Raw genomic sequence first — 18977 nt, 5'->3', positions numbered from 1 at the left:
CGATGATTACAAGCATATCAGATTGGTTGGCAAGCCCGCCGACCATGCAGGTTTTAGAGGCCGGACCAAACAGGCTGCCGCAGATCCCTCTTTTATCCTGCGAACATACCAGCGTCGCGCTACCATGCGGGATCACAGTATAGCGGTTTGAAATGATCTTCTCGCTGGGAAAGGTGACCGTGTAATTTGAAATATATGTGCGCAATGCAGAGTGTGGCAAAATATAAGCAAAATCCTCTTCGCGCAGCAAGATACGGTCGGTTTGTTGGTAGGCTCGAAGGTCTTTTTTTGTTATCATAAATTCATATTTCCTCGCGCCGGAAGTCCTTGGGTTTGACGCCGGTCAGCTTTTTGAAAATGCGGGAAAAGTAGACAGGGTCGGAAATGCCGACGCGCTCGGCGACCTCATAGGTTTTGAGACCGGTGGTACGCAGCAGCGTTTTCGCCTGCTCGATGCGCACGCCTTGCACGTAGGTGCTCAGGTTTTCCCCGACCTCGCGCTTGAAAAGCTTGCTGAGGTAACTTGGGCTGAGATACACCTGTCCCGCTAGATTTTCAAGCGATAGATCCTCCGCATAATGCTGGGCGATATAAGCCTTTACGGTGTGGATCAACCCATCGGCATCGGCCGTGTCTCCGCCCGTGCGGTCGAGCATCTGCTCGACGAACGACAGCATGTTTTGTTCCAGCGTTTCGGGCGCGCCGCTTTCAATCAGCTTTTTGAGCGCGGGCAGGCTGTTTTCGGAGAGATAGCCCTCGGTATCAGGCAGAAACAGCAGGCTGATGCAGAACTGGTGAATATAAACGCAGATGTTACGCACAGTTTCAACAGGCACTTTGTTTTCCCGCATAAACGAAAACAGGCGGCGCAGGATATCGAGCGCCTTGGGGCGGGTTCTGTTTTCAATCGCGGATTTGAGTAGACGGAGATCGGAGAAAATGCGTTCGGTCACCTGCTGCGGAATGGCGGGCATCTGTTCAAAACGCATGACAGGGCAGTCCGGTGCGTACTGTGCGAACTGCACGGCCTGATCCGCCTGCTCAGCGGCCGCAGCCATGGCGAGCGGGTCGGTACTGTGGGAGCTGATGCCAATGGATAGGGAAAAACGGGGCAGGCTGCCGATGATATCGACCGTCTCAGCGCACAGTCCCTCGAGCGCGGCCGATTCGGGCGCGCATACGACCGCGTAGCACATCTGGTCGCCGCGCGGCACAAAGTGGACCGGATATTCGCTCATACAATCGCTGAGCACCTCCTGCGACTGTCGCAGGTAGGACAAAAAGTTAGACTCGTCATCCTCTGGGCCAAGGGGAGCAATGTCGAGACGAAGGACGTAGAAACTGGTCAAATCGAGGCCGAGCTGCGCCATACGGTTGAGTACGAACAGATGGGACAAGTCAACTTGCCGGATCAGATCGTGCAGCAGCATGCCGCGTTCCAGGCGGAGCGTCTGCTCGGATTGGCTCAAAAGCGCCTGCTGCAGCTCTTGACTCGACCGTTCCTCCGCAATGCGCGCTTTGGCTTTTTCAATGGCCTTTGTCAGGCTGTCCACCGAGGTGGGCTTTAAGACGAAATCAACCACCCGGTATTCTATGGCGCGCTGGGCATATTCAAAATCGGGGAAGCCAGTCAGGATGATCACCTTGATGTGGGGATATTCTGCGCTTAGCCGGCGCGCCAGTTCCAGCCCGTCCATGCCGGGCATACGGATGTCGCTGATGACGATATCGGGCGTAATGTGCGCCACCTGTTCGAGCGCGTCGATACCGTCCTCGGCCTGCGCGGCGACAGCGCAATCGAGCGTCTCCCACCGGATACAGTGGATCAGCCCTTTGCGGATCGCCGCTTCATTGTCAACAATCATCACTTTCAGCATTGGGCTTGCTCCTTTCTGTGGTATTCGTGCCGTGATCGATGGGCAGAGTGAGCAGGATCTCGGTGCCCACGCCGGGCGACGAGTGTATCTGCATGCCATATTGGCGTCCATACAGCAGTTGGATGCGGCGGTTGATATTGGCCAGCGCCACATGGTTGTGGCGTGAGCTTTCGTCCGCACTTCCAGAAATATCGAGGTTGACAAGCACGGGATCAAAGCCGATGCCGTCATCCGACACGCGGATGCAGACCTCGTCTTCCTCTTCCCAGATGCTGATGCGCACCGTGCCGCCGCCGCGCTTATTTTCCAGCCCGTGCACGATGCTGTTCTCGACCAAGGGCTGGATGGTAAGCTTGGGCAGGGAATAGGCGAGCATCGCTGGATCCTCCAGATCGATGGAGTAATTCAGCTTATCCTCGAAACGTTCCTTTTGCAACTCGAGGTAATAGCGTACATACCGTAGCTCCTCCTGCAGCGCGATGGTCTGCTCATGCTTGTGCGTAATATTGGCGCGCAGAAGCTGTGCCAGATTGGATACCGTGTGGCAAATGCCGTTTTCCCCGGCGGCCAGACAGCGCATATTAATGAGCTCGAGCACATTAAAGATAAAGTGCGGTCGGATCTGCGATTCCAGCAGATTAAATTCCGCGTCGCGCAGCAGCAGGCCCTTCTCATAAACCTCGTCGAACAGCTCTTCGAGGCGGTCAGCCATGTCGTTAAAGGTCTCGGCCATGCGCTCGGTCTCGCGGTAGGGTGTCTCATCCATGCGCGCGGTCAGGTCTCCGGTCGCCAGCCGGTCGATCTGCTGCAGCATCTGCTTGAGCGGCTTATAGACCAGATAGAGAACGCACACGCCAATCGCCAACGTGATTAGCAGCACGACCGCGGTGAAGAAGATATAGATCTTGACCGTCTGGTTGGTTGTTTCAAAGATCTCGCTTTCGGGCACAAAAATATCGACCTGCACATGGCTGGGAGCAAGCGACCGGCTTGCATGATAATAAGATCTGGCGCCGATATCGAGATAACCCTCTCCGGCGTCGGGTGCGACCGCGGCAAAGGCTCCGTCCTCGGGTCCGGAGATCACGCGCCCGTCGGTCGAGCGCAGCAGCACGGCGGCCTGCTGGTACATCGTGTCGATATAGCTTGCATTGACAAGGTGCGCCACGTCGAGTTCAATAATGACCTTGCCAAGCGTCCGCATTGTTTCGAGGTCGAGATAGTCCACAATAAAGTAGCAATAATTCGGATGGTCAGGCAGCGTATAGAGGTCGCGCGCCGAATTAATGTCGCTGCACTCCTCATAAACGTTCAGGATGCGGTTGGCAGTGCCCTGAAAAATGCCGCTGCGTAGAACTGAAAGGTATTGCTGCCCGTTCTTAACCAGATATATGCCGGTGACCACACTCGGATCCAGCTTGTCCCCGACGAAAAACGCCCGGCTGAGGCCCTCCTCAACCGCAAGCCGTTCGAGCTGGTCGGGCATGTCGTCCCGCCGCATGATGCTTTGGGTGCGGTCGTCGCTCATTAAATAGTAGATGCTGTTGCGCAGCGTGTCGAGGATCGAGCCGCTGTGGTCTGCGAACTGGTCCATATAAAAGGATACGGTTTCGCGCGCCGTGGTCTCCAGCCGCGCTGAGACTGTTGTACTGAAATAGATGATGGAGCAAAGCACGGGCACGATGACGAGCGCGCAGCACATCACGGCCGCGATCAGCTTAAGCGACAGCTTTTTTTTCATGTTCCGTACCCCCTTTGCTCTTTCTTACTGTACCATATTTATGCGTGTGAGGGAAGTTCCAAACCCGGACGCATGGCGATAGAAAACAAGATTTTACCAGTAAGAGTGCAAGAAAAGTCTGCTTTTTCAAAAACAGACGGATTCCGATGCTCGCCGTATCACTAAACGAACGGGAAAATCCCAGTTTCGTCCGCTTCGTTCGATTGTGAGGGAGGGGAACGTCCGCTATAATAGAGCCAACAACAGGGGAGCGGCCCATGCCGGGGCGCTTCGAGAAAGAGGAGGACCCAGAGAATGAACAAGAAATGGACTGCACTGCTTCTGGCAGGCGCTATGACTGCAACGCTGCTCACTGGCTGCGGCGGAGGCGGCCAGCAGGGAGGCGCCGACCCGAATGCGGCAAGCGGCGGCGACGGCGTTGTCACCATCAATTATCCGACGTTCCAGTGTGGCGTGAATACGGCGGCCCCGGTCGTTGCCAAGCTGGTTGAGGAGTTCAACGAGCAGTATGCCGGCAAATACCAGATCAAACTGGAAGAAGTGCCGGGCGATGCGAATTATGTGGATAAGATTAAGGTGCAGCTCGGAACGGGCGACCTGCCGCCAGTAGTTTACGGCGCGGGCTATAACCTGCTCGATCTGGCTCTGGCCAAGGACGTGGTCGTCGACCTGACCGAGTATGTCAACGCCGATCCCGAATGGAAAGCGCTGTATTCTGACGCTGCGCTGACCACCAACAGCCGCGACGGCAAGATCTACGCGTCCTCAGTCGAAGGCTCGGTCGTCGGCTATTTCTACAACAAGGACCTGTTTGCGCAGGCTGGCATCCAGGAACCCGCCAAGACCTGGGACGAGTTCTTCCAACAGTGCGATAAGCTCAAGGCCGCGGGCATCACACCTTTGGCGATGGACACCGCGGATTCCGCGTGGGTCACACAGCTTTGGTGGGGCGCGATGGTCGCTACCTCGGGCGACGAGGGCCTCAAGTTCATGCAGACCATGAATCCGACCGATTACAACTTCCCGGCCATGGAAGAGGCGGCCGAAAAGATCCAGAAAATGCTCAAGGAGTATACCACGCTGGATGCCATCGGCGGCAAGTACGAGCATGCGGCCAACAACTTCATGTCCGGCCAGGCGGCGATGATCGCCAATGGCCCATGGATGATCGGCGATTTCTCCGACACCTCCAAGACCACCGAGGATTTTGCTGAAAAGGTCGGCTCCGCGATCTATCCGGACAGCTTTGTATATGACGCGCCGATTCAGGGCTACTTCGTCACCAAGCAGGACGATCCCAAGGTGCAGGAAGCCGCGATCGAGATGGTCAAGTTCTTCACTTCGGCACACGCGCAGCAGCTCGGCCTGGAGATGCAGGGCATGGTACCTGCCTCCTCCACCGTAGAGGTTTCCGCGGAAGCCAAGAGCAAATACCCGCTGCTGGTCGAGTTCCTCGACCAGGCTGCCGGCGCGACCGTCCGTACCGACAACATGCAGGCTACGATGTTTTCTAACCTGCTGGACGTGGTCAGCCAAGAGCTGCCGCGCCTCTACTCGGGCGAGCTGGACGCGAAGGGCTTCTGCCAAGCGCTGACCGACGCAGCCGCCAAGAACCAGTAATCTCTTTTCTTCCCCCGATAGACAGTACGGTGAAAGGGGCCCCGCGGAGACGCTCCGCCGGGTCCCTTTTGCTGGCTGACGGAAAGGACTGAACAAGTACGTGAAAATTAAAAAGGGCTGGATCCCGGTGTTCCTGCTGCCTGCGGTTGTGCTGTTCCTGCTTATCTACGCGGTGCCGCTCATTATGGTGTTCGCCACCTCGCTGTTCGATTACCGCCTGACCGCGCAGAGCATGACGTTTATCGGCCTTGATAACTACATCCGGCTGTTCCACGATCCCGATTTCTTCAAGGCGCTGACCAATACGGTCGTCTGGATCGGCATCCAGTGCATCGTGCATGTGGCGCTTGGCACATTTATCGCGCTGATCCTATATAAAAAGCCGCGCGGCTGGAAATTCGTCCGGACCGCGTATATGATCCCCAACATCATATCCAACGCCGCGATCGGCATGATCTTTCTCAACATTTTCAATCCCCAGTTTGGCGTTGTCAATTCGGTGCTCAAGGCGGTCGGTCTGGAACACCTGACGCACAACTGGCTGATGGACTCGACAACGGCGTTCCCCTCGGTCACGCTGATCTGGGTGCTGTTCGCGGGTTATACCACCACGCTCGTACTCGCGCAGGCGCTGTCCATCGACGAATCGGTGCTCGAAGCCGCGCGCGTCGACGGCGCAACGCCGTTTCAGACCGACCTATTTGTCGTGCTGCCGCTGCTGAAAAAAATCATTGGTACGACCATGGTCATGGCGGCGACCTACATGCTCCAAATGTTCGACCTCATCTACATCACGACCAACGGCGGCCCGGGCAAAACGACCACCAACCTGCCGCTGCTGCTGTACGGCGTGTATAAGGCCGAAAACAACTACGGATACGCCAACACCATCGGCGTGTTTATCGTCATCATCGGCATCGTCGCGATGACGGTCATCAACAAGGCCCTCAAGGTCAACGAAGAGGATTATTAAGGAGGCGCAAAACGTGAAATTCAAGCAAATGACTGCAAAAGAGCGCGTTTTGTGCACGCTCAAATACATATTCCTCGCGCTGTGCGTGTTTGTCGCGCTGTTCCCGATCATCTGGGTCGTCATGTCTTCGTTCAAGACCAACGCGGAAATTTTATCGAATGGCGTAGCGCTTCCGAAAAACTTTAGCTTTGTCGGCTATAAGGACGCGCTCACCATTTCGCCGATCCTAAGTTATTTTGGACACAGCGTGATCATCACGGTCATCTCAACCGCGCTCAACGTGCTGTTTCTCGCCATGGCCGCCTATGTGTTCGCGCGCTGCCGCTTTAAGGGGCGGGACGTACTGTATTTCATCCTGTCGCTCGCCATGGTCATCCCGATGACCGCGCTGCTGCACCCGGTTTACAGCGTCGTCCAGTCGCTCGGGCTCTATGATACCAAGGCAGGCCTCATTCTGGTGTACACCGCGCTCAACCTGCCGATGAGCCTGCTCATCCTGCGCGGGACGTTCTCCTCGATCCCAAGGGCGCTCGAGGAAGCCGCCTATGTGGACGGCGCGGGCTTTGTGCGCACCTTTTTCCAGATCATGATGCCGTGCGCCAAGGGCGGGCTGACCTCGGCGGCCGTGCTGGCGTTTCTGCAATCGTGGAACGAATTTACGTTCGCGCTGGTGCTCACCAGCGGACAGGAAGCGCGCACCCTGCCTCTGTCGCTGAGCTATTTCACCGCGCAGTTCAGCTTCAACTATACGGCGATGTTCGCCGCGGTCACCATCGCGGTCATTCCATCGATCGTTGTGTTCGCGGTGTTCCAGGAGCAGGTCGTGTCCAGCCTGACCGCCGGTTCGGTCAAGGAATGAGAAGGGAGAAGCAAGATGGCAAGTATAACGCTTAAAAATATCGATAAAACCTACCCCGGGGATGTCAAGGTCATCGAGAACCTCAATCTGGAGATCGAGGATAAGGAATTTATCATCCTTGTAGGACCATCCGGCTGCGGCAAATCGACCACGCTGCGCATGATCGCGGGTCTGGAGGAGATCACGGGCGGCGAACTGAAGATCGGAGACCGTGTGGTCAACGACGTGCCGCCCAAAGACCGCGACATCGCAATGGTGTTCCAGAACTACGCGCTCTATCCGCATATGACCGTATATAAAAACATGGCGTTTGCGCTTTCGCTGCGCAAGGTCGATAAGAAAATCATCGACGAAAAGGTACATGAGGCCGCGCGTATCCTCGATATCGAGCATTTGCTCAACCGCAAGCCCAAGGCGCTTTCGGGCGGCCAACGGCAGCGTGTCGCGTTGGGGCGCGCGATGGTGCGCGACCCAGCCGTATTCCTGCTGGACGAGCCGCTGTCCAATCTGGATGCCAAGCTGCGCACCCAGATGCGCACCGAGATCACCAAGCTGCACAAAAAGTTACAAACGACGTTCGTTTATGTCACGCACGACCAGACCGAGGCCATGACCATGGGTGACCGCATCGTGGTTATGAAGGACGGCGTGATCCAGCAGGTGGACACGCCTCAGAACTTGTACGACAGCCCGTGCAATCTGTTTGTCGCCGGGTTTATCGGCTCGCCGCAGATGAATTTTATCGACGCAGTGCTGACGCGGAAAAACGGCGCATATCATGTGGACTTTGGCCCGTATTCGATTCCGCTGCACGAAGGCAAGGCAGCAGAGGACGATCTGGCCGCTTATGCGGGCAAACAGGTCGTGCTGGGCGTGCGTCCGGAGGATCTGCATACCGAACCCGCATTTTTGGACGCGTCCAAGGAAAGCACGATTGAGATGAATGTCGATCTGGCCGAGCTGATGGGCTCGGAGATCTACCTTTACGGCGAGACGGCGGGCGTGCCCATGACCGTCCGCGCGCCAAGCCGCGTGCAGGCGCGCGCGGGAGACACCGTGCGTCTCGCGGTGGACCGCAACAAGATGCACCTGTTTGATAAAGAGACCGAGCGGGTCATCTGCAACTGACTGACGAAAGGGGAGAGCGGCCATGGCGCTGTTTCGGCCGAGCTATCTGAAAGAGGGGCCGGGCATAGAGAAGGACGCACCGCCAAAAACCGGACTCGCACTGTTTTTCGAGATCCTCGGGCGCGAATTCTGGCAGGTGCTGGGGCTGAACCTGCTGTTTCTCGTGTGCGCGCTGCCGCTCGTCACCTTTGGCATGGCGCGCGCCGCGTTGTCCAAATGCACGGTGAACATGGTGCGCGACCGGCCGAACGACGTCTGGTACGATTTTCGCCGGCAGCTTACGCAGGACTGGAAGAGAAACACCCTGTTCGGACTGGCCGAACTGTTCTGCGTAGGCCTGCTGCTGACCGGCTCGCGGCTCGCGGGCGGCAGTGTCGCCGCGCTGGCGGCCGTGCTGATGGGAGCGGTGTTCTGTGGGCTGTTTTTCGGCTATCTGTGGCCGATGGCGGTCGCGGTCGACCTGCCCGTAAAGGCGCTTTTAAAAAACGCGCTGATTTTGCCGCTTGCCTGCCTGCATCACAGCCTGCCCGCGCTCGCCGTCGGCGCGCTGCTGGGCGTCCTGAGCTTCTGGCTGTTCCCGCTTTCGCTGCCGCTGGTGCTGTTTATCCCATTCGGGCTTTCGAGCTTTGTCATGAGCTTCGCGGCCTGGTCGGACATCAAGCGGCTCATTATCCGTGGAAATAACAATGGAGGAGAAAATATATGATTAAAGTTGGCGTTATCGGCTTGGGCGAGGTTTCCCAGTGCATGCATCTACCGATCTTGCAGGATCTGTGTGAAAAATATGAGGTGAAGGCGGTTTCGGACGTCGCCCCCTCGCTGGTGGAATTCATCCAGAAGAAATACCATATCAAGGAGAGCTATCTGGACGCAGCCGAGTTGATCGAAAAGGCCGATATCGAGGCGGTTTTGATCCTGTCGCCCGACCAGTATCACGGCGAATACGCCGCGCGCGCGCTCAAAGCGGGCAAGCATGTGTTCGTGGAAAAGCCGGTCACACTGTGCCTGGACGAGCTGAAAGAACTGATCGAGCTGAAGAAGCAGTATCCGGATCAGGTCGTGATGGTCGGCTACATGCGCCGCTACGCAGGCCCGTTCCTCAAGGCAAAGGAGATTCTTTCTGAAAAGCCTATGAAGACCGAATACCTGCGTTTTCGCGATATCATTCTCGAAGCGCCGTTCTTTATCGGGCAGACGCGCCCGATCTTTTACCCGAGCGACGTTCCCACCGAGGTCATCCGCGAGGGCGGCGCGCGCCGCCGCGCGCACCTCGACCGCGCGATCGGTGCGGACGCGACCGATGAGATGCGCACGACCTATCAAATGATGACCGGTCTCGGCTGCCATTCCTTTGCGGCGGTGCGCGAGCTGTTCGGCGTGCCGAAGAAGATCCACTCGGTTACGACCGCCTGCGGCGGCGAGCAGGTCGTCGTCGTCATGGAGTTTGAGGACGGATTCCTTGGCACCTATGAGCTGGTCAACAACCAGAACATCGTCCAATTTGACGCGGCCATCGAAGTCTTCCAGAAGACCCGCAAGGTACTGGTCAAATACGAAACGCCGTATCTTCGCTATCAGCCCGCGCGTGTCGAGGTCACCGAATCAAACGACGACGACACTAAGACGACTGTCTACGGTCCCGATTTCCACGACGCGTTCCACACCGAGCTAAACCTGTTTTACGACTGCATTACAAACGGCCGCCAGCCCAAGACCAATCTGGAAGACGCTGTGGCCGACCTTGAGCTGTTTCAGGAGATCATCCGCGTGATGGCGGAACAGAAGAAGTGAGGGAAAAGCAATGAGCAATGTTAAGATCGCCACCGCGCCGTGCTCGTGGGGCGTGTGGTATGCTGACGGCACACCCTCGGGCACGCCGTACGAGGTGTTTCTCGATCAGGCCGCCGAGGCGGGCTACAAGGCGCTCGAGCTTGGGCCGGATGGCTATCTGCCGACCGATGAGGGCAAGCTTCGCGAAGAACTGCAAAAGCGCTCTTTGGAGGTCTGCGCGGGTACGGCGTGCTACCAATTTGACACCGGCGCGTCGTTTGCGGATTTCCGTCCGCGCGTCGAAGCGCTATGCAAGCGTTTGACCGCGCTCGGTGCGAAATACCTTGTGACGATGGACGAATCCGACGTCGGCCTATACAGCGAAAAGAAGCGGGATATGGGTTCTGACGTTTGGAACGCGTTCCTAACAAGAATCCGCGATATGGGAGAATACACCCAAAACGAATTCGGTATTGAGGTCGTGTACCACCCGCATATCAAAACCATGATCGAGTATGAGGACGAGATCATCCGCCTGATGGATTTTACCGGCCTCAATCTTTGCTTCGACACCGGGCACCACGCCTATGACAATGGAAACGGCAAGCCCGGCGACCCATCCGCGCCCAATTTCATGCGCCGCTTTGCCGACCGGATCGCCTACCTGCACTTTAAGCAGGTGGACGGAGCGGTCTATCAAAAGGTGATGGAGGAGCACATCGATTCGGATACCGCGTTCGATATTAACGTCATGTGCGACCTGCCCGACGGCATCATCGATTTTGCCGAAATCAAAAAGGCAATGGACGACATCGGCTTTTCCGGGATCGCGGTCGTCGAGTCCGACATGCCGCGCGCGACGACCGCGCAGGCGTTCGCTTCGGCCAAGCGCAACCTGAACTACCTACGCGATATCCATATCATCGAATAAAGGGGAAAACGCAAATGATTTTGACGATTTGCAAGGACTATGAGGAAATGAGCCGGAAAGCCGCGTCGCTCGCGGCCGAAAGCATCCATGAAAACCCGTCGGCGCTCGTCAGCTTCCCGGGCGGCGATACGCCGCTCGGTATGGTGCACGCGTTTGCCGATATGGTCAACACAGGCGAGGTCGATATCTCTAAGGCGCGCTATGTATCGCTTGACGAATGGGTCGGCCTATCGGATAAGGACGAGGGCTCGTGCGGTCTCTTTAACCGCACGGAACTGCTCGGCCGGCTGCAAAAGCCGTTTCTGGACACGCACATCTTAAATGGGGCAGCGGCGGACATCGAAACCGAACGCAAGGCGCTCGATGCCTACATCGCGCAGTACGGCCCGCTCGACGTGTCCGTGCTTGGCATCGGCATGAACGGCCATCTGGGCTTTAACGAGGACGGCGTGGATTTTTCTCTCAACGCGCACATCATCCCGCTTTCCGAAACGACGAAAACCGTGATGACCAAGTATTTTGGAGAGAAGTTCCATCCGGAATACGGTATTTCGCAGGGCATCGCGCAGATCATGGCGGCCAAGAAGGTCATTTTGATCGCGAACGGAGCGCATAAGGCGGAAATTCTTGAAAAAGCGCTTCGCGGCGAGGTGACAAACCGCGTGCCCGCGTCGGTGCTGCAAAACCATCCCAATTGCTACGTCGTGGTCGACGAGGCGGCCGCGGCGCGACTGTGAGCACGCTGGACAGCCTTGCCGGACGGCGGGAGGAGATCGCCGGAAAACGCATCGTCGTCGGTTTCGACGGGTTTACGGATACGATCGTGCGCCCGCTCAAGCAGGCCGCGGCGGCGGACGCGCCCGCGCTGCCGTTTGACACCATCCGGGAATTTGGCGAATTTTTGATCGGCAAGGCGGAAAAAAGCTGCTCGGTCGAACTGCAGGTCGAAGCGCGGCAGCTCGGCGGGAATCTGCCATACCTGTCGCGCGGAGCGGGAGGGCTCGGGCTGGACGTTGCCTGCATCGGTATGCTGGGGGACGGCGCGGCGGAAGAGCCGTTTCGCCGGATGCCGTGCACGCTGTACCCCTACGCGCCGTCCGGACAGTCGACTTGTATGGAGTTCCGGGACGGCAAGGTGCTGCTCGCGGCCGACTGCGCACTGCCGCGCGATGCATGGGAGCTGGTGCTCGATGCGACCGGCGGGGACGCGCCCGCGCTGTTCCAAAAAGCCGATTTGCTCGCGCTGGTCAATTGGAGCGAACTGTCGTTTTCACACGGCTTGTGGGAGCATACGTTGGACGCGTTGGACGATGCGGACAAGACCCGCTTTGCCTTTTTCGACCTGTGCGACGTCTCCCGCAAGACCGACGGGCAGATCGACGCCGTGCTGAACTTGATCGGCGGGTTTGCCGAAAAGCGGACGGCCATCCTCAGCCTGAACGAAAATGAAGCGCTCACCGTGTCCGCGCGCGTGCTGGACGGTGTAACAGATACTGGGGAGATCGCGCGCGCTGTCCGCGCGCGGTACGGCATTGACGAGGTGCTCGTCCATACCGTGCGCGACAGCCTGCTGTGTACGCCGCGCGGCGAGACGCACCAGCCGACGCATTTTGTCGAGCAGCCAAAGATATCGACCGGCGCAGGCGATAACTTCAACGCCGCCTCCTGCTTTGCCGCGGTCATGGGCCTGCCCGACAGTGATCGGCTGACGGTGGCGAACGCTTTCGCGCATTTCTACATTTCACAAGGCTATAACCCAACCCTAGATGAATTACTCGGCCATATAAAAGCCCTATCCTGACTCATTTTTGGATAAAAAGCAAACCCGCCTGAATTTGTTCAGGCGGGTTTTTGTGGTTACGATGCGTGGCGCTCAACGCGGTTGTCCCGGAAGAGCAGCGAAATGCACCAGATTGCGGCCAGACCGACGAGGCCGTAGACAATGCGGCTGATCACGCTGGCCGGACCGCCGCAGAGCGCGGCAACGAAGTCGAATCCGAACAAGCCGATGCTGCCCCAGTTCAGGCCGCCGACGATGGCGAGGATCAAAGCGATTTTATCAACGATCATCATGAAACCCTCCTTTGCGGTTTAGTATGACCGCAAAAAGGGAAAGCATACAAAAAAATCAGAACAAAGACAATTGTTCGGGCGCCTGCGGCAGCTTGGCTTTCATAATGGCCTGATAGTTGCCGGTCAGCCCGTATTTCGCGCGGAGTCTGCCGACCGTCTGATAAAGCTGCGCTTTGTAGGTTTTGTCCAGCGCACCTTTCCGGTAAAGCGCCGAAAGCGGGGCATACAGTGTGGGATAATCGCGTTTTATAAAATCAAAAAACACGTTTCGTGTGTTGCCGCGCAGATACATGGCGCCGGTCAGCAGGTAGTCGACGTGCGCGTCCGAAGCCCCAGCACACAGCCCTTCCAAATTTTCGGGCGAATCGGTCAGATAGGGGACGATCGGCATGGCATGCATACCGGTGGCGCAGTTGGTCTTGGAAAACGCTTTCAGCATGGCAAGCCGCCTTTGGGACGGCACACCGCCGGGCTCCAGCCTTTGCCGCACGCGTTCATCGACCGTCGTGACGGTCGACGCGATATTGACAAAAGTGATGCGGCTGAGCTCGTCGATCAGGTCAAAATCACGCAGGATCAAATCGGATTTGGTGGAAATAATGCACGGCGTCTGATATTTAATGAAAAGCCGCAGGATGTCGGGCATCAGCCGGTAGGTGGCTTCAAGCGGCTGATAGCTGTCGGTCACGCCGCCGATGTTGACCACCTCGCTCGGCCAGTCGGGGCGCGAAAGCTGGCGTTCCAGCTGCTCGACGATGTTGGTTTTGACAAAGATCTCATCATAAAACGCACTAGAATCGAGATAGCGGTGGGAATAGACCGCGAAGCAGTATTGGCACCGGTGCGCGCAGCCGCGGTAGGGGTTTAGATCCCAATGGTATGGAAACCGTCCGCTGACGCGGCGGAATGCTGCCGCGCAGGTGATCTCACGGGGGGTCACAGCTGGGAAAAGACCTTGCCGATAGACTCGTGGAGGACGAGGTCGGCGCGCCGGTCGGCGGGCGTTTCAGATTTGTTGATGAGCACAAGCTTGGTTCCGCGGTAGTAGTTGATGAGGCTTGCGGCAGGGTAAACCGCGAGCGACGTGCCGCCGATGATGAGGATATCAGCCCCTTGGATGTATTCGAGGCTCTTTTGCAGCGTATATTCGTCGAGACTCTCCTCATAGAGCACTACATCGGGCTTGATGGTGCCGCCGCAGGAGCATTGGGGAACGCCCTGTCCCGCGGCGATATCCCGGACATCGTAGGGCTTGCGGCAGCGCATACAGTAGTTGCGCAATACCGAACCGTGCAGCTCAAGCACCTCGCGGGAGCCGGCTTTCTGGTGCAGTCCGTCGATATTCTGGGTGACGACCGCGCGGCATTTGCCCTGTTGCTCCCATTCTGCCAGTTTTTTGTGCGCGGCGTTGGGCTCGGCGTCAAGCGCGAGCATTTTAGCACGATAGAAGCGGTAAAATTCTTCGGTCTGCGCCATGAAAAAAGTGTGGCTTAAAATGGTCTCCGGCGGGTATTTGTACTGCTGGTTGTACAATCCGTCTACCGAGCGGAAATCCGGGATGCCGCTTTCGGTCGACACGCCAGCGCCGCCGAAAAAGACAATATTATCGCTGCCGTCGATCCATTCCTTGAGTTTCGCAATTTGCGCATCCATAGGGGGACGCCTCCTTTTGTCATTCGGTGAACGAAACGACGCCTTCCTTGCGGGGCTTTGCCGGCGTTTCCTTGGCAGTATAGCCGACCGCCGCGGAGCAAACGACAATATGGTCTTCAGGCACGCCGTATTCGGTGAGCAGTGCGCGCACCTTGGCATCGTCGCAGCATTCGCGCAGCTGGTTGATCCAGCACGTGCCGAGGCCGAGCCCGGTCGCCATCAGCAGCAGGTTTTCCATCGCGGCCGCGCCGTCGACAAATGCATGATGCTCGTCCCTCTTGTAGGAAATGATGACCTGCACGGGCGCGCCGTAGAAGTTGTAATCCGGGCCGCGGTTGTCGGCCTCAGCCACTGCACGGGCGAGTGCGTAGGATTTTTCGGCGCTGTAAACGACCGTGAAATGCCACAGGAATTTGCCCATGCCGGAGGGCGCCCATTCGGCTGCCTCGACAAGCTGCATCACCTGGTCCTTGGGCGGCAGCTCGGGCTTAAACGCGCGGGTCGATCGGCGCGCTTTGATCACGTTCATCAGTTCAGACATTGTTTAGCCTCCTTTGGAAACGGATAGATTAAATATAGTATAGCCCCACGGCGGCGAGTTTTCAATACAGGGTGCACAAAAATCGCGAAAAACCTATAAATTAACTGTGAAAAAGGCGGCGCATGTGGTATACTGAAACAGATTTGAACAATGACAGACGGAGGCAATTTAACAGCTATGATTACAGTATCCGAACTCAGCTTAAACTTCAGCGGCGAGCCGCTGTTTAAGGATGTAAACCTGAAATTCACCGAGGGCAACTGCTATGGTGTTATCGGCGCGAACGGCGCGGGCAAATCGACCTTTTTGCGTATCCTGTCGGGAGATCTCGATTCGTCGACCGGTACGGTGGCGGTCGCGCCTAAAACGCGCATGAGTGTGTTAAAGCAGGATCATTTTGAATTTAACGACGAAACCGTGCTCAATACCGTGCTTGGCGGCAATCCGCGCCTTTTGGAAGTGATGCGCGAGAAAGACGCGCTCTACATGAAAGACCCCTTTACCGAAGAGGACGGCAACAAGGCCGCCGAACTCGAAGCCGAGTTCGCGGAGATGGACGGCTGGGATGCCGAGACCGAAGCCGGCCAGCTTTTGAACGGCCTGGGGCTGGACGCGGACGCGATCGTATACAGCGAGATGAAAACGCTGGGCGACGTGGAAAAGGTCAAGGTGCTTTTGGCGCGCGCGCTGTTCGGCAAGCCTGACATTTTGCTCATGGACGAGCCGACCAACCACCTCGATATCCAGGCTGTGCGCTGGCTGGAGGATTTTCTTGCCGATTTCCCGGGCACCGTGCTCGTGGTCTCGCACGACCGCCATTTTCTCAATAACGTCTGCACGCATATCGTCGATATCGACTTTGGAAAGATCAAGCTGTATGTGGGCAACTATGAATTCTGGTATGAGTCCTCGCAGCTTGTGCAGCGCATGATCAAGGATCAAAACAAGAAAAACGAGGACAAGATCAAGGAGTTGCAAAGCTTTATCCAGCGCTTTTCAGCGAACAAATCAAAAGCCCGGCAGGCGACCAGCCGCCGCAAGCTGATTGACAAGCTGACCGTCGAGGAGCTTCCAGCGTCCTCGCGCCGCTATCCGTGGGTCGCGTTTGACGCGGACCGCGAGGCCGGCAAGGACATTTTGGAGGTGCGCGGCATTTCCAAGACGATCGACGGCGAAAAAGTGCTTGACAACGTGTCGTTCATCGTTCGCCGTGATGATAAGATCGCCTTTATTTCGGATAATGAGCAGGCGATGACCACGCTGTTCCAGATCCTGATGGGCGAAATGAAACCCGATGAAGGTAGCTTCAAGTGGGGCACGACGACCTCGCAGAGTTATTTCCCCAAGGATAACAATGCTTTTTTTGACGGCCACGAGGAAAATATGCTTGATTGGCTCGCGCCCTATTCCCGCACGGATACGCTTGAATCGACGCTTCGCGGCTTTCTCGGCCGGATGCTGTTCTCGGGCGACGATGTGTATAAACCCGTCCGCGTGCTGTCGGGCGGCGAAAAGGTGCGCCTGATGCTCGCGCGTATGATGCTGTTCGGCTCGAACGTGCTGGTGGTCGACCAGCCGACCAACCACCTCGACCTGGAATCCATCACCGCGGTCAACAACGGCGTACGCGATTTCAAGGGGACGGTGCTCTTCGCCTCGCATGACCATGAGTTTGTCAATACCATCGCGACCCGCATCATCGAGATCCGTGAGCAGGGCGTGCTTGACAAAGAATGCTCCTACGATGAATTTTTGGAGTTCCGCGAAACTTATAACGGCTGATGAAGAAAGGCTTTAAGGGCCTTGCGGTGCTGCTGGTGCTCATCGCGGCCGTCTATACGTCGGCCGCGGTCGCGGGCTGGGGCTGCCCAGTGCAGCGGGTGACCGGCGTCGGCTGTCCGGGGTGCGGTCTGTCACGCGCGGCCGCGGCACTCGTGCGCGGGGATTTTGCAGGCGCGTTTCGCTTGCATCCGATGGTGTATGTGCTGCCGCCAACCGTTTTGTTTGTGCTGTTTGGCAAAAAGCCGCTTCTCGGCAGCAAGGCGCGCGAGCGGGCGCTGCTGTGGGGCGTGATCGCGCTGTGGATCGTCATTTGGGTCGCGCGCTTGCTTCTGCGCGACCCGGTCTTGCTGGGCTGACGCGCGAATTTGTGGCAGATACCCTTGCGAAACAACAAGATTTTGTGTATACTAACGAAGTATGAGCGAAATGACAGAAAGAGAGGGACGGCATGATCGTCACATGTCCGCACTGCCAGGCCGAGAATGAGGTAAAGCCGCTTGACCATATCAATATCGACCGCACGCCCGAGCTGCGGCAAAAGGTGCAGGACCTGTCGTGCTTCCGCACCGAATGCCCCAATTGCGGCGAGACTGTGCTCGCCGTGCAGCCGTGCCTCTACCATGATATGTCAAACCAGTTCATGGTCTGGCTGTGGCCGGAGGAAGAGACCGCGCCGCGCGCCGAATTCGACCCGCTGGCGGGCTATAAGCTTCGTATCGTGGACAGTCTCAACGCGTTTCGCGAAAAGATCAGCGTGCTCGAGCTGGGATTGGACGACCGCGCGGTCGAGCTGATGAAGCTGCTTCTTTTTATGCAGCTCAAGCATGACCTCGATGTGGTCGAGATTCTGTTTCACGAGTTTGACCCGCGGACGGGTGATTTCCGTTTTGTTGCTGTGCTTTCGGACGGGGCGGAGCAATACGCCGCCATGCCGGGCGCGGCCTATCGAAAGCTCGCGCGGGACGTGGAGGAGCGGCTGTTCACACAATCGGGCGATTTTGTACGCATCGATCTCGAGTGGGCGGCGCAGGCGCTCGAACTGCTGCGCGAAATTTAAAAAAATATCCTGAACGGAGAAAAGCGCCCTGCCGGATGGCAGGATGCCTCTCTGCGTTCAGGATGAAACGTCAGGCGAACAGTTGAAGCAGGGTGCCGCCGATGACTGCGATGACGAATGTCGCCGCGATGACCGGGAGTGCGCGGCGGCGGCCCTCTTTCTCGCCGAACAGCACGATATAGCCGAAGCCAGCGCCGGTCGACAGCCCGGCGACGAGCGCGCCGAAGCTGATGGTGCCGCTTAAAAACAGCTCGGAAAGCAGTACGCTCATCGCACAGCTCGGCACCAGTCCCAACACCGCGCACAGGAGCGGCTGCCACATGCTGTCGGCCAGCAGCAGGGCGGACAGGCGCGCTTCTCCGATCCATGCAATGCCAATGTTGAGCGCGAGCATGACGGCGAACAGGAACAGCGCGGTCTTGACCGTGCGCCAGAGCACGGTGGCAGCCGGCGATGCACCGCCGCAGCATGAGCAGTCGTCCATCTCGATCTCGAGTGGCTCATCGGATAAGGGCTTATGCGCGCGGAACACAGTCCACCGCAGCGCGTATCCGCCGAGGACTGCGAGCGCGAATTTGACCACCAGCAGCCAGACGACCCGGGAAACGCCCGCACCGCCCGCAAGCAGCACGGGAACGGCCTCATCCGATGTGGCGAGGAACACGGCCACGAGCGTCGCCGGGGCGAGATAGCCGGCGGAAAAGAGCGCGGCGGCAGCCGCGGAAAAGCCGCATTGCGGCACCGTGCCGGCCAGCGCGCCGACGACCGGGCCGAACCGCGCTGCTCGCGAAAGCAGGGCGGGGGTATTGGTCAGCCGGTTTTCGATATAATAAAGCAGAGCGTAAACGAGCAGCAGCAGCGGCAGCGTTTTCGCAATATCGACGAGCGATTCGGTCAAAACTTCGAGCAAGTGCGTCACCTCAATTAATCGGAAGCCATAAACAGGTACTTTTTAGTATACCATAAACCGGT

19 protein-coding genes and 1 pseudogene are annotated in these 18977 nt (G+C 57.6%); 12 read left to right on the top strand and 8 right to left on the bottom strand.

The window, feature by feature from the left end; translation table 11 throughout:
- From SO058_RS10205 to SO058_RS10195, 3 genes and pseudogenes are all read right to left on the bottom strand, one after another.
- Positions 1–298, bottom strand: a pseudogene (locus SO058_RS10205) (helix-turn-helix domain-containing protein); the annotation flags it as partial.
- Between the two features lie 4 nt (positions 299–302).
- Positions 303–1877, bottom strand: a complete 1575-nt coding sequence (locus tag SO058_RS10200) for a response regulator transcription factor (protein ID WP_320842893.1) — start codon at positions 1875–1877, stop codon at positions 303–305.
- Positions 1855–3618 (bottom strand): sensor histidine kinase, encoded by a 1764-nt coding sequence (locus SO058_RS10195; RefSeq protein WP_320842892.1) that lies wholly within the window; start codon positions 3616–3618, stop codon positions 1855–1857. Before SO058_RS10195 ends, SO058_RS10200 begins: the two co-directional genes overlap by 23 nt.
- 294 nt (positions 3619–3912) lie before the next feature.
- On the opposite strand from SO058_RS10195, the gene SO058_RS10190 reads away from it, so the two are divergent.
- The 9 genes from SO058_RS10190 to SO058_RS10150 all read left to right on the top strand — a co-directional run bounded on the left by SO058_RS10190 (position 3913) and on the right by SO058_RS10150 (position 12700).
- Positions 3913–5238 carry an ABC transporter substrate-binding protein gene (locus SO058_RS10190; RefSeq protein WP_320842891.1) on the top strand — a complete coding sequence of 442 codons (1326 nt, stop codon included), beginning with the start codon at positions 3913–3915 and terminating at the stop codon, positions 5236–5238.
- A gap of 100 nt (positions 5239–5338) precedes the next feature.
- Positions 5339–6211, top strand: coding sequence for a carbohydrate ABC transporter permease (locus SO058_RS10185; RefSeq protein ID WP_320842890.1), 873 nt, complete (start codon positions 5339–5341; stop codon positions 6209–6211).
- Positions 6212–6224: 13 nt separating this feature from the next.
- Complete coding sequence (locus SO058_RS10180) at positions 6225–7070, top strand: carbohydrate ABC transporter permease (protein WP_320842889.1); 846 nt, start codon at positions 6225–6227, stop codon at positions 7068–7070.
- A 15-nt stretch (positions 7071–7085) separates the two neighbouring features.
- The gene (locus SO058_RS10175; protein WP_320842888.1) at positions 7086–8198 is read left to right on the top strand and encodes an ABC transporter ATP-binding protein; all 1113 of its coding nucleotides are present in this window, start codon (positions 7086–7088) and stop codon (positions 8196–8198) included.
- 22 nt (positions 8199–8220) lie between these two features.
- Positions 8221–8904, top strand: coding sequence for a DUF624 domain-containing protein (locus SO058_RS10170; RefSeq protein WP_320842887.1), 684 nt, complete (start codon positions 8221–8223; stop codon positions 8902–8904).
- Entirely contained in the window at positions 8901–9989 is a 1089-nt protein-coding gene (locus SO058_RS10165; RefSeq protein ID WP_320842886.1) for a Gfo/Idh/MocA family protein, read from the top strand. The genes SO058_RS10170 and SO058_RS10165 overlap by 4 nt, the downstream gene beginning before the upstream one ends.
- A 10-nt stretch (positions 9990–9999) precedes the next feature.
- Positions 10000–10899, top strand: a complete 900-nt coding sequence (locus SO058_RS10160; RefSeq protein WP_320842885.1) for a sugar phosphate isomerase/epimerase family protein — start codon at positions 10000–10002, stop codon at positions 10897–10899.
- Positions 10900–10913: 14 nt separating this feature from the next.
- A complete protein-coding gene (locus SO058_RS10155; RefSeq protein ID WP_320842884.1) occupies positions 10914–11636 on the top strand; it encodes a glucosamine-6-phosphate deaminase in 723 nt (240 codons plus the stop codon).
- The gene (locus SO058_RS10150; protein WP_320842883.1) at positions 11633–12700 is read left to right on the top strand and encodes a carbohydrate kinase family protein; all 1068 of its coding nucleotides are present in this window, start codon (positions 11633–11635) and stop codon (positions 12698–12700) included. The genes SO058_RS10155 and SO058_RS10150 overlap by 4 nt, the downstream gene beginning before the upstream one ends.
- 56 nt (positions 12701–12756) lie before the next feature.
- Here SO058_RS10150 and SO058_RS10145 read toward each other — a convergent pair whose 3' ends face one another.
- Genes SO058_RS10145 through SO058_RS10130 form a run of 4 tightly spaced genes read right to left on the bottom strand, consistent with a single transcriptional unit; the run spans position 12757 to position 15166 of the window.
- Positions 12757–12969 (bottom strand): DUF378 domain-containing protein, encoded by a 213-nt coding sequence (locus SO058_RS10145; RefSeq protein ID WP_320842894.1) that lies wholly within the window; start codon positions 12967–12969, stop codon positions 12757–12759.
- A 58-nt stretch (positions 12970–13027) separates the two neighbouring features.
- The gene (locus SO058_RS10140; protein WP_320842882.1) at positions 13028–13912 is read right to left on the bottom strand and encodes an SPL family radical SAM protein; all 885 of its coding nucleotides are present in this window, start codon (positions 13910–13912) and stop codon (positions 13028–13030) included.
- On the bottom strand, positions 13909–14625 hold the full coding sequence (locus SO058_RS10135) for an NAD-dependent protein deacylase (RefSeq protein WP_320842881.1): 717 nt from the start codon (positions 14623–14625) through the stop codon (positions 13909–13911). Before SO058_RS10135 ends, SO058_RS10140 begins: the two co-directional genes overlap by 4 nt.
- A 19-nt stretch (positions 14626–14644) precedes the next feature.
- Entirely contained in the window at positions 14645–15166 is a 522-nt protein-coding gene (locus SO058_RS10130; protein WP_320842880.1) for a nitroreductase family protein, read from the bottom strand.
- A 177-nt stretch (positions 15167–15343) separates the two neighbouring features.
- Here SO058_RS10130 and SO058_RS10125 point away from each other — a divergent pair, with 177 nt between their 5' ends.
- The 3 genes from SO058_RS10125 (at position 15344) to SO058_RS10115 (ending at position 18005) form a co-directional block, all read left to right on the top strand.
- Positions 15344–16948, top strand: coding sequence for an ABC-F family ATP-binding cassette domain-containing protein (locus SO058_RS10125; RefSeq protein ID WP_320842879.1), 1605 nt, complete (start codon positions 15344–15346; stop codon positions 16946–16948).
- Positions 16948–17304 (top strand): DUF2752 domain-containing protein, encoded by a 357-nt coding sequence (locus SO058_RS10120; protein WP_320842878.1) that lies wholly within the window; start codon positions 16948–16950, stop codon positions 17302–17304. The genes SO058_RS10125 and SO058_RS10120 overlap by 1 nt, the downstream gene beginning before the upstream one ends.
- A 92-nt stretch (positions 17305–17396) precedes the next feature.
- The gene (locus SO058_RS10115; protein WP_320842877.1) at positions 17397–18005 is read left to right on the top strand and encodes a CpXC domain-containing protein; all 609 of its coding nucleotides are present in this window, start codon (positions 17397–17399) and stop codon (positions 18003–18005) included.
- Between the two features lie 70 nt (positions 18006–18075).
- Here SO058_RS10115 and SO058_RS10110 read toward each other — a convergent pair whose 3' ends face one another.
- Entirely contained in the window at positions 18076–18915 is an 840-nt protein-coding gene (locus tag SO058_RS10110; RefSeq protein ID WP_320842876.1) for a putative manganese transporter, read from the bottom strand.
- Positions 18916–18977 lie beyond the last annotated feature (62 nt).

Source organism: Agathobaculum sp. (genome assembly GCF_034098985.1).
GTDB lineage: Bacteria > Bacillota > Clostridia > Oscillospirales > Butyricicoccaceae > Agathobaculum.
Note: the sequence above shows the minus strand (reverse complement) of the source record. Positions and strands in the feature narration are given on the sequence as shown.

Excerpts from the sequence above, each read along its gene's own strand:
- SO058_RS10145 (WP_320842894.1), bottom strand. The coding sequence starts at position 12,969 with ATGATCGTTGATAAAATCGCTTTGATCCTCGCCATCGTCGGCGGCCTG.
- SO058_RS10165 (WP_320842886.1), top strand. The coding sequence starts at position 8,901 with ATGATTAAAGTTGGCGTTATCGGCTTGGGCGAGGTTTCCCAGTGCATG.
- SO058_RS10155 (WP_320842884.1), top strand. The coding sequence starts at position 10,914 with ATGATTTTGACGATTTGCAAGGACTATGAGGAAATGAGCCGGAAAGCC.
- SO058_RS10130 (WP_320842880.1), bottom strand. The coding sequence starts at position 15,166 with ATGTCTGAACTGATGAACGTGATCAAAGCGCGCCGATCGACCCGCGCG.
- SO058_RS10135 (WP_320842881.1), bottom strand. The coding sequence starts at position 14,625 with ATGGATGCGCAAATTGCGAAACTCAAGGAATGGATCGACGGCAGCGAT.
- SO058_RS10170 (WP_320842887.1), top strand. The coding sequence starts at position 8,221 with ATGGCGCTGTTTCGGCCGAGCTATCTGAAAGAGGGGCCGGGCATAGAG.
- SO058_RS10115 (WP_320842877.1), top strand. The coding sequence starts at position 17,397 with ATGATCGTCACATGTCCGCACTGCCAGGCCGAGAATGAGGTAAAGCCG.
- SO058_RS10120 (WP_320842878.1), top strand. The coding sequence starts at position 16,948 with ATGAAGAAAGGCTTTAAGGGCCTTGCGGTGCTGCTGGTGCTCATCGCG.
- SO058_RS10175 (WP_320842888.1), top strand. The coding sequence starts at position 7,086 with ATGGCAAGTATAACGCTTAAAAATATCGATAAAACCTACCCCGGGGAT.
- SO058_RS10200 (WP_320842893.1), bottom strand. The coding sequence starts at position 1,877 with ATGCTGAAAGTGATGATTGTTGACAATGAAGCGGCGATCCGCAAAGGG.
- SO058_RS10195 (WP_320842892.1), bottom strand. The coding sequence starts at position 3,618 with ATGAAAAAAAAGCTGTCGCTTAAGCTGATCGCGGCCGTGATGTGCTGC.
- SO058_RS10125 (WP_320842879.1), top strand. The coding sequence starts at position 15,344 with ATGATTACAGTATCCGAACTCAGCTTAAACTTCAGCGGCGAGCCGCTG.
- SO058_RS10160 (WP_320842885.1), top strand. The coding sequence starts at position 10,000 with ATGAGCAATGTTAAGATCGCCACCGCGCCGTGCTCGTGGGGCGTGTGG.
- SO058_RS10190 (WP_320842891.1), top strand. The coding sequence starts at position 3,913 with ATGAACAAGAAATGGACTGCACTGCTTCTGGCAGGCGCTATGACTGCA.